The organism is Janthinobacterium sp. KBS0711, assembly GCF_000988085.1.
Classification (GTDB): domain Bacteria; phylum Pseudomonadota; class Gammaproteobacteria; order Burkholderiales; family Burkholderiaceae_D; genus Janthinobacterium; species Janthinobacterium lividum_E.
The window spans coordinates 244,080-253,957 of record NZ_LBCO01000024.1; the positions used below are offsets into that span (position 1 = coordinate 244,080).

9 protein-coding genes and 3 tRNA genes are annotated in these 9,878 nt (G+C 60.6%); all 12 read left to right on the forward strand.

What is annotated here, in order from left to right; all coding sequences use genetic code 11:
- Positions 1 to 72: 72 nt before the first annotated feature.
- The 12 genes from lepA (at position 73) to VM94_RS13745 (ending at position 9,755) form a co-directional block, all read left to right on the forward strand.
- Entirely contained in the window at positions 73 to 1,863 is a 1,791-nt protein-coding gene (gene lepA / locus VM94_RS13690) for a translation elongation factor 4 (RefSeq protein ID WP_034749621.1), read from the forward strand.
- 3 nt (positions 1,864 to 1,866) lie between these two features.
- Entirely contained in the window at positions 1,867 to 2,784 is a 918-nt protein-coding gene (gene lepB / locus VM94_RS13695) for a signal peptidase I (protein ID WP_034749618.1), read from the forward strand.
- 74 nt (positions 2,785 to 2,858) lie between these two features.
- The gene (gene rnc, locus VM94_RS13700; protein ID WP_046683971.1) at positions 2,859 to 3,674 is read left to right on the forward strand and encodes a ribonuclease III; all 816 of its coding nucleotides are present in this window, start codon (positions 2,859 to 2,861) and stop codon (positions 3,672 to 3,674) included.
- A gap of 1 nt (position 3,675) precedes the next feature.
- Positions 3,676 to 4,578, forward strand: coding sequence for a GTPase Era (gene era, locus VM94_RS13705; RefSeq protein ID WP_046683972.1), 903 nt, complete (start codon positions 3,676 to 3,678; stop codon positions 4,576 to 4,578).
- 28 nt (positions 4,579 to 4,606) lie between these two features.
- A complete protein-coding gene (gene recO, locus VM94_RS13710) occupies positions 4,607 to 5,449 on the forward strand; it encodes a DNA repair protein RecO (RefSeq protein ID WP_046683973.1) in 843 nt (280 codons plus the stop codon).
- A gap of 42 nt (positions 5,450 to 5,491) precedes the next feature.
- Positions 5,492 to 6,253 (forward strand): pyridoxine 5'-phosphate synthase, encoded by a 762-nt coding sequence (gene pdxJ, locus VM94_RS13715; protein WP_046683974.1) that lies wholly within the window; start codon positions 5,492 to 5,494, stop codon positions 6,251 to 6,253.
- 22 nt (positions 6,254 to 6,275) lie between these two features.
- Positions 6,276 to 6,671, forward strand: a complete 396-nt coding sequence (gene acpS / locus VM94_RS13720; protein ID WP_046683975.1) for a holo-ACP synthase — start codon at positions 6,276 to 6,278, stop codon at positions 6,669 to 6,671.
- 13 nt (positions 6,672 to 6,684) lie between these two features.
- Complete coding sequence (uvrC, locus tag VM94_RS13725) at positions 6,685 to 8,565, forward strand: excinuclease ABC subunit UvrC (RefSeq protein WP_046683976.1); 1,881 nt, start codon at positions 6,685 to 6,687, stop codon at positions 8,563 to 8,565.
- Between the two features lie 125 nt (positions 8,566 to 8,690).
- Positions 8,691 to 9,281: a CDP-diacylglycerol--glycerol-3-phosphate 3-phosphatidyltransferase gene (gene pgsA / locus VM94_RS13730; protein ID WP_046683977.1), complete on the forward strand. Its 591-nt coding sequence runs from the start codon at positions 8,691 to 8,693 to the stop codon at positions 9,279 to 9,281.
- Between the two features lie 99 nt (positions 9,282 to 9,380).
- A tRNA-Gly gene (locus tag VM94_RS13735) sits at positions 9,381 to 9,456 on the forward strand.
- Between the two features lie 92 nt (positions 9,457 to 9,548).
- Positions 9,549 to 9,624, forward strand: a tRNA-Gly gene (locus VM94_RS13740).
- Between the two features lie 55 nt (positions 9,625 to 9,679).
- Positions 9,680 to 9,755 (forward strand) — tRNA-Gly (locus VM94_RS13745).
- Positions 9,756 to 9,878 lie beyond the last annotated feature (123 nt).

The window sequence follows — 9,878 nt, forward strand, 5'->3', positions numbered from 1 at the left end:
GCCGGGTTTGGCCCGGGCATGATCCCCTTGATTCCTGTTAAGCAGTGTCGTCACTCGCACATATATTAGTTAATGAACAACATACGCAATTTCTCCATCATCGCCCATATTGACCACGGTAAATCGACCCTGGCTGACCGCATCATTCAATTGTGCGGCGGCTTGTCCGACCGCGAGATGGAGGCGCAGGTGCTCGATTCGATGGATCTGGAGCGCGAGCGCGGCATTACCATCAAGGCGCAAACGGCGGCCCTGCACTACAAGGCGCGCGATGGCCAGATCTACAACCTGAACCTGATCGATACGCCAGGCCACGTCGACTTCAGCTATGAAGTGTCGCGCTCGCTGTCGGCGTGCGAAGGCGCGCTGCTGGTCGTGGACGCGTCGCAAGGCGTGGAAGCGCAAACGGTGGCCAACTGCTACACGGCGCTGGACCTGGGCGTGGAAGTGGTGCCCGTCCTGAACAAGATCGACTTGCCGAACGCGGACCCGCCGAGCGCCATTGCCGAGATCGAAGATGTGATCGGCATCGACGCCGGCGACGCCGTGCATTGCTCGGCCAAGACGGGCTTCGGCGTGCTGGACGTGCTCGAGCAACTGATCGTCAAGGTGCCGCCACCGAAGGGCGACCCCGATGCGCCGCTGCAGGCGCTGATCGTCGACTCCTGGTATGACGCCTATGTGGGCGTGGTCATGCTGGTGCGCGTCATCAACGGCACCCTGAAACCGAAAGACAAGATTCGCCTGATGGCCACCGATTCGGTGCAGCTGGTGGAAGACATCGGCGTGTTTTCTCCCCGTTCGCAATCCTTGCCGCAATTGTCGGCAGGCCAGGTGGGCTTCATCATCGCTGGCATCAAGGAATTGAAGGCGGCGAAGGTGGGCGACACCGTCACCCTGGCCAACCGTCCTGCCGCCGCGCCATTGCCTGGCTTCAAGGAAGTGCAGCCGCAAGTGTTCGCCGGCCTGTTCCCAGTGGAAGCGAACCAGTATGACGCGCTGCGCGACTCGCTGGAAAAGCTGAAACTGAACGACGCGGCCCTGATGTACGAGCCGGAAGTGTCGCAGGCGCTGGGCTTCGGCTTCCGCTGCGGCTTCCTGGGCTTGCTGCACATGGAAATCGTGCAGGAGCGCCTTGAGCGCGAATTCGACATGGACCTGATCACCACGGCGCCAACCGTGGTGTACGAAGTGATCCAGCGCGACGGCACCATGATCAACGTCGATAATCCGTCGAAGATGCCCGATCCGTCGCGCATCGAGGAAGTGCGCGAGCCTATCGTCACGGTCAATCTGTACATGCCGCAGGAATACGTGGGTTCCGTGATTACCTTGTGTATCGGCAAGCGCGGCATCCAGATGGACATGAGCTACCACGGCCGCCAGGTCAAGCTCGTGTATGAAATGCCGATGGCCGAGATCGTGCTGGACTTCTTCGACCGTCTGAAATCGACGTCGCGCGGCTATGCCTCGATGGATTACGAGTTCAAGGAATACCGCGCGGCCGACGTGGTCAAGGTCGACATGCTGATCAACAGCGAAAAAGTCGATGCGCTGGCCATCATCGTCCACCGTTCGAACAGCCAGTACCGTGGCCGCCAGGTGGCCGCCAAGATGCGTGAACTGATCCCGCGCCAGATGTTCGACGTGGCGATTCAGGCGACCATCGGCGCGAACATCATTTCGCGCGAGAACGTAAAAGCCTTGCGCAAGAACGTCTTGGCCAAGTGCTATGGCGGCGACATCAGCCGCAAGAAGAAATTGCTGGAAAAACAAAAAGCGGGTAAGAAACGCATGAAGCAAGTGGGTTCCGTGGAGATCCCGCAAGAAGCATTCCTGGCAATTTTACAAGTGGATGGTTAATCAATGAACCTGCAAGTGATTTTAGGAAATTTCGCTTTAATCCTGTTCGTGCTGATGGTGTTGACGGGCCTGGTCTGGTGCCTGGATGTGTTTTATCTGTCCAAGCAGCGCCGCAAGGCGGCGGACCGCGCCTTGGCTGAATTCGATGCGCGCCAGTCCAAGCTGGCCGCCGAGGGCATCAAGTCCGATGCGGGCGGCAGCCGCGCGAGCATCGAGGCGGCCCTGTTACGCCAGCCGACCTGGGTCGAGTATTCGGGCAGCTTCTTCCCCGTCATCGCGCTCGTGTTCTGCCTGCGCTCGTTCCTGTACGAGCCGTTCAAGATCCCGTCGAGCTCGATGGTGCCGACCTTGCTGGTGGGCGATCTGATCCTGGTGAACAAGTTCACCTATGGCATTCGTTTGCCGATCGTCAACAAGCGCATCATTGAAGTCAATGATCCGCAGCGCGGCGACGTGATGGTGTTCAAGTATCCGAAAGACATGTCGCAAGACTATATCAAGCGCGTGATCGGTGTGCCCGGTGATAAAATCACCTATGAAAACAAGCGCTTGACGGTCAACGGCAAGGAAGTGGCGTATACGCCGCTGGACGACTACCTGGACGATGAAAGCACCGTGTACCACAAGCAGCTGGAAGAAAACCTGACGGGCGTCAGCCATCGCATCCTCAACGACGAGCCTGCTCCAACGTTGAACTTGCGCGAAGTGAAGGATTTCCCGCACAAGGATGCGTGCAACTACAACGAAGACGGTTTTACGTGTGTAGTGCCACAAGGCAATTACTTCATGATGGGTGACAACCGCGACAATAGCGCGGACAGCCGCTACTGGGGCTTCGTGCCGAACGAAAACATCGTCGGCAAGGCTTTCCTCGTGTGGATGAACTTCAGCAATCCGAAACGTGTGGGCGGCATACACTAGGCCGTCCCTATGGCTGCCGTGCCGATTCCCCGCGCGGCGGCCAGCCGAATTACTCAGATGACACAGAAACAACAATGAATCTTCAGCTATTGCAAACCCGTTTAGGCTATACGTTCCAGGATGCTGGCCTGTTGCAGCAAGCCTTGACGCATCGTAGCCACAGCAGTTTGCATAACGAGCGGCTGGAATTCCTCGGCGACTCCATCCTCAACTGCGTGGTCGCTTCCATCCTGTACGAACGCTTCAAGTCCATCGATGAAGGCGATCTGTCGCGCCTGCGTGCCAATCTGGTCAAGCAGCAGTCGCTGTATGAAATCGCGCAAAAGCTGGAATTGTCGCAATTTTTGCGCCTGGGCGAAGGCGAACTGAAATCGGGCGGCTTCCGCCGTCCATCGATCCTCGCCGATACCCTGGAAGCCTTGCTGGGCGCCATTTTCCTCGACACGGGCTTCGATGCGGCCAGCACGGTGATCCGCGCGTTCTACATTCCCATCCTCGACTCGGTCGATCCGCAAACCTTGGGCAAGGATGCCAAGACCCTGCTGCAGGAGTTTTTGCAAAGCAAGAAAATTTCGCTGCCACAGTACAACGTGGTGGCCACCCACGGCGCCGCCCACAGCCAGGAATTCGAGATCGAATGCCTGGTGCCGAAATTGAACATCCAGGTTTACGGCCGTGGCGGAAGCCGCCGCGCCGGTGAGCAAGCCGCCGCCAAACTGGCGCTGGACGTGGCCGAGCAGGCGCTGCTGAAGTCGCCTGCCGCCAGCCGCAAGCCCAAACCGCGCGCCGCCCAGCTCAAGCTGGCCGGCATTGCCACCATCCAGAGCGACGACGCGCCAGCTCCTGCAGCCCCGGCGATCGCCGCTCACACTAAACAGAATCGACACTAGCATGACAGCCACCAAAATGCCCGACAACTTCCGCTGTGGCTATATCGCCATCGTGGGCCGCCCGAACGTGGGCAAATCGACCCTGATGAACGTGCTGATCGGCGCGAAGGTCAGCATCACTTCGCGCAAGGCGCAAACCACGCGCCACCGCATCACGGGCATCCAGACGGTGCCGGACGCGCAATTCATCTACGTCGATACGCCTGGTTTCCAGACGCGCCACTCGAACGCGCTGAACAAGACGCTGAACAAGACCGTCACGAACACCCTGATTTCCTCGGACGTCATCCTGTACGTGATCGAGGCGGGCACGTTTGGCCCGGCCGACCAGCAAGTGATGGACCTGCTGCCGAAGGAAGTGCCGTGCATCCTCGTCATCAATAAATCCGACCGCGTGAAAGACAAGGCCGTGCTGCTGCCGTTCGCGCAAAAGGTCGCCGCCATGCGCGACTTCGCCGCCATCGTGCCCGTCTCCGCCAAGCTGCACTTCCAGCTGGAAGGCTTGCAGAATGAGATCAAGCGCTTCCTGCCGGAAAACCAGCCCATCTTCGGACCGGACGACATCACGGACCGCAGCGAGAAATTCCTCGCCTCGGAAATCGTGCGCGAAAAGCTGTTCCGCTTTGTCGGCGACGAACTGCCGTACACGAGCACCGTCTTGATCGAGAAATTCGAGCAGGAAGGCGACCTGCGCCGCGTGTTCGCCGCCATCCTGGTCGAGCGCGACACGCACAAGTCCATGATCATCGGCAACAAGGGTGCGCGCCTGAAGGAAGTCTCCACCCAGGCCCGCCTGGATATGGAAAAGCTGTTCGGCGGCCCCGTATACCTGGAAATCTGGGTCAAGGTCAAGTCGGGCTGGGCCGACAACGAGGCGGGCTTGCGCGCCTACGGCTACGAGTAATCCGCAACCCGGGGGCGACGCCACACGCATGAGCACCACCACGCCAGCGCTGCACGATCCTGCGCCAGCCTCCCTCGTTGTTCCCGCGCCGGCGGCCATTGCGCCGCCGGCCGCAACTCCCGCATCCGCCGCGCCCCGCCGCAGCCGTCCGCCCGCGCGCGACGGCAAGGTCACGGGCCAGCCGGCCTTCGTGCTGCACAGCTATCCGCATAAAGAAACCAGCCTCATCGTCGACGTGTTTACACGCGAATATGGCCGCATCGCGCTCGTCGCCAAGGGCGCCAAGCGGCCCCATTCGCAGTTACGCGGCGTGCTGCAGACCTTCCAGCCGCTGCAGGCGGGCTGGACGGGCAAGTCCGAGCTGCGCATCCTGACGGGCGCCGAGTGGGTGGGCGGCATGCTGCCGCTGGAAAAGACCGCCTTGCTGTGCGGCTTTTACTTGAACGAATTGCTGGTGAAACTGCTGGCGCGCGACGACCCCCATCCCGTCCTGTTTGACCACTACGTTGCCACCTTGAATCAACTGGCGCACAATGAGCCGCCGCCCATCGTGCTGCGCAAGTTCGAGCGCGCCTTGCTCAAGGAAACGGGCGTGGCGGCCGACCTGACGCGCTGCACGGGCACGCGCCAGGCCGTCGATGCGGGGCAGGTGTACGTGGTCGACCCTGAACGGGGACCGCGTCCGGCGCGCGCCGCCGACGCCTGGCCCAAGATCACGGGCAAGACCCTGCTCGACATGGAGCGCGAAGATTATCTTGACGTGGCCACGCAGGCGCAAAGCAAGCTGCTGATGCGCTTTTTGCTGGCCCATCAACTGGGTGGCGCCACCTTGAATACGCGCCAGATACTGATCGATTTAATGCAGCTGTAGCTGCGGTTTGCCGCACGACAGCACTTTACGGATACCATCACTATGAGCTTTTTGCAGCCTTCCGGCCCCGTCATCGACCTGGGCGTCAATATCGACCACGTGGCCACCTTGCGCAATGCGCGCGGCACCGCTTATCCGGACCCGATCCGCGCGGCCCTGCTGGCCGAGCAGGCGGGCGCCGACGCCATCACCCTGCATTTGCGTGAAGACCGCCGCCACATCAAGGATGCGGACGTCATCGCCATCGCGCCGCAATTGCTTACGCGCATGAACCTGGAAGCGGCCGTGACACGGGAAATGATCGACTTCGCCTGCCGTATCAAGCCGGCGGACGTCTGCCTAGTGCCGGAAAAGCGTACGGAAGTGACGACGGAAGGGGGCCTGGACGTGGTGCGCTACTTCAAGGAAGTGCAGGCGGCCGTAAAACAATTGCAAGGCGAGGGCATCCGCGTGAGCCTGTTCATCGATGCGGACGAGCAGCAGATCGCTGCCGCCGCCGAGCTCGGCGCGCCCGTGATCGAGCTGCACACTGGGCGCTATGCGGATACGCAAGGCGCCGAGCAGTTGGCGGAACTGGAGCGCATCAAGGCGGGCGTGCTGTTCGGCGTGGGCCGCGGCTTGAAGGTCAACGCGGGCCACGGCTTGCATTACACCAATGTGCAGGCCATCGCCGCCATTCCGGATATTAGCGAGTTGAACATCGGCCACGCCATCGTCGCGCATGCCGTGTTTGTCGGCTGGGAAAACGCCGTGCGCGAAATGAAGGCCATCATGGTGGCGACGCGCCTCGCTGGCAAAGCATAAACGCGCGCACAAAGGAGGCAGCATGATCTACGGCATCGGCACCGATATCTGCAAGATCCCCCGCATCGAGGCGGCGCTGGCGCGCCACGGCGAGCGTTTCGCGAAAAAGATACTGGGACCGCAGGAGCTGGAAAAGTTCCGCGCCCGCAGCGCCAAGAACGCCGTGCGCGGCGTGCGCTTTCTGGCCACGCGCTTCGCGGCCAAAGAGGCGTTTTCCAAGGCCATCGGCCTGGGCTTGCGCATGCCGATGACCTGGCCCGCCGCGCAGATGCTGAACCACCCGAGCGGCAAGCCGATGATCGTCTGCAGCGGCGTGCTGGCCGAGTTCATGGAAAAAAACCGCTTGAGCGCGCAAGTGACGATCAGCGATGAAGAAGAGTATGCGGTCGCGTTCGTGATCGTGGAGCAAGCAGTGTAACAATGAGCCAGCAATGACCGAAGCAACCCCAGAATCTACCTTGGCCGAGACGCCGCCCGACCCGCGCGCGCAGGTGTTGGCCACCGTCGCCAAGCTGCCGAATTTGCCCGGCGTGTACCGCTATTTCGACGCCGCCGACAAGGTGCTGTACGTCGGCAAGGCGCGCGACCTGAAAAAGCGCGTCTCCAGCTATTTCCAGAAAAACCTGGCCAGTCCCCGCATCGCCATGATGGTCGAGCGCATCGCGCGCCTGGAAACGACGGTGACGCACAGCGAGGCGGAAGCACTGATCCTGGAAAACAACCTGATCAAGGCGCTGCAGCCGCGCTACAACATCCTGTTCCGCGATGATAAATCGTATCCGTATTTGAAAATCACGAATGGTGACGCGCCGCGCATGGTGTATTACCGGGGCGCGGTGGACAAGAAAAACCAGTATTTCGGGCCGTTCCCCAGTTCCTGGGCCGTCAAGGAATCGATGCAGATCCTGCAAAAGGTGTTTCTCATCCGCACCTGCGAGGACAGCGTCTACGCCAACCGTACGCGGCCCTGCCTGCTGCACCAGATCGGCCGCTGCAGCGCGCCGTGCGTGGACCTGATCAGCAAGGAAGATTATAAAAACGACGTGGAAAACGCGGCGCGCTTCCTGCGCGGGCGGCAAAGCGAAGTGATGGCCGACCTGGAAAAGAAGATGCACGCGTTTGCCGCCGAGCTCAAATTCGAGCAAGCCGTCGTGGTGCGCAACCAGATCGCTTCGCTGTCGCGCGTGCTGCACCAGCAAAGCATGGAAACGACGGGCGACGCCGACGTCGACATCATCGCCGTGCTGGTGCAGGGCGGGCGTGCCTGCGTCAACCTGGCCATGGTGCGCGGCGGACGGCACCTGGGCGACCGCGCGTATTTCCCCAGCCAGCTCAGCGATGCTGCGGCGATTGCCGAAGAGCCGATCGAGGTGGAAGTGCTGGCCGCCTTCCTGGCCCAGCACTACACGGAAAAATTCATTCCCGGCACCCTGATCCTGAATATCGAATTCGACCAGCCGGCCCTGATGGTGGCCCTGATGGAGCAGTGCGGCCACCGCATCAACCTGATCTTCCAGCCGCAGGGACAGCGCCGCCAGTGGCTGGAAATGGCGCAGAAGGGTGCCGAGATTTCGCTGGCGCGCTTGTTGTCCGAGCAGGGTTCGCAGCAGTCGCGCACGCGCGCGCTGGCCGAAGCGCTGCGCCTGGAAACGGAAGACCTCGACAGCCTGCGCGTGGAATGTTTCGACATCAGCCATACGCAGGGCGAGGCGACACAGGCGTCGTGCGTGGTGTTCCACCACCACGCCATGCAGAACGGTGAATACCGGCGCTACAACATCAACGACATCACGCCCGGCGACGATTACGCGGCCATGCGCCAGGTCCTCATGCGCCGTTATGAAAAGGTGGCGAATGGCGATGGCGTGATGCCCGACGTGGTCTTGATCGACGGCGGCAAGGGCCAGATCGAGATGGCACGCCAGGTGTTTGCCGAGCTGGGACTCGATATCAGCTTGATTGTCGGCGTGGCCAAGGGGGAAGGGCGCAGGGTGGGCCTGGAAACCTTGCTGTTCGTCGATGGCCGCGCGGCGCAGGAACTGGGCAAGGAATCGGCGGCCCTGATGCTGATCGCGCAAATCCGCGACGAGGCGCACCGCTTCGCCATTACCGGCATGCGCGCCAAGCGGGCCAAGACGCGCCAGACGTCGCGCCTGGAAGAGATCGAGGGCATCGGCGCCAAGCGCAGGCAAAAACTGCTGTCGCGCTTTGGCGGCTTGCGCGGCGTGGTCGACGCCAGCGTCGAGGACCTGATGTCGGTGGAGGGGATTTCCACGCAACTGGCGGAAGAAATCTACAGGCAGTTGCATTGATGGATAGTGCCTGGTCCGGCGCTGCGGCAACCGGACTAGGCTAATACCCTGGGGCCATGTAGACTAGTGGCGCTTTCTTCACGCTTTCTTCATGTTCAATTTACCCGTCGGCCGATTGCTCTCTTATGCCTTTTAATATTCCCATCCTTTTGACCTGGCTGCGCGTGGCCCTGATACCGCTCGTCGTCGGCGTGTTTTACCTGCCGCCGTCGATGCTGCTGCACGGCGACCAGAACCTGGTTGCCACCCTGGTCTTCATCGTTGCGGCCGTGACCGACTGGTTCGATGGTTTCCTCGCGCGGCGCTGGAACCAGACGTCGGCCTTCGGCGCCTTCCTCGACCCGGTCGCCGACAAGCTGATGGTGGCGGGCGCCTTGCTGGTGCTGGTGCAGCTGGACCGTGTCAATGCCGTGCTGGCCTTCATCATCATCGGCCGCGAAATCACGATTTCCGCGCTGCGTGAATGGATGGCGCAGATCGGCGCCTCGAAATCGGTGGCCGTCAGCTCGATCGGCAAGATCAAGACGGCCGCGCAAATGACGGCCATTCCCTTGCTGCTGTACCACGAAGTGATCTTTGGCGCGATCGATACCCACGTGTGGGGCGAGAAGCTGCTGTGGATCGCCTGCGTGCTGACGGTGTGGTCGATGTTCTATTACTTGCGCCTGGCATGGCCACTCATCAAGGAAAAAGCGGGAAATTTGCACCAGGAATAAGCAGGCGGCTATTTTCGGCGGAATATTTTGCAAAAGACCAGATATTGCCCGTTGACAGCCCCTGTAATCCCTCTATAATGCTGGCCTGTTGTTGATGACGCGGGAGTAGCTCAGTTGGTAGAGCGCAACCTTGCCAAGGTTGAGGTCGAGAGTTCGAGACTCTTCTCCCGCTCCAGTTTCCTGGATCGTGTCATAGGTAAAAACAGCGAATGCAGTAAAAAGTAGTACTGGCGATGTAGTAGAGCTTCTGATACAATGTTGTCCACTGCGGGAGTAGCTCAGTTGGTAGAGCGCAACCTTGCCAAGGTTGAGGTCGAGAGTTCGAGACTCTTCTCCCGCTCCAGCGAAAGCTGAAGCAGTACAGCAAGATGGCAGTAGCAGAAAATAGAAGCTCCAATGCGGGAGTAGCTCAGTTGGTAGAGCGCAACCTTGCCAAGGTTGAGGTCGAGAGTTCGAGACTCTTCTCCCGCTCCAGTGAATACTGGATCAGCAGTAAAGCAGCACTGGTAAACGGTAGTAAAAAGCAGTAAAATAGCGGTTCGTATGCGGGAGTAGCTCAGTTGGTAGAGCGCAACCTTGCCAAGGTTGAGGTCGAGA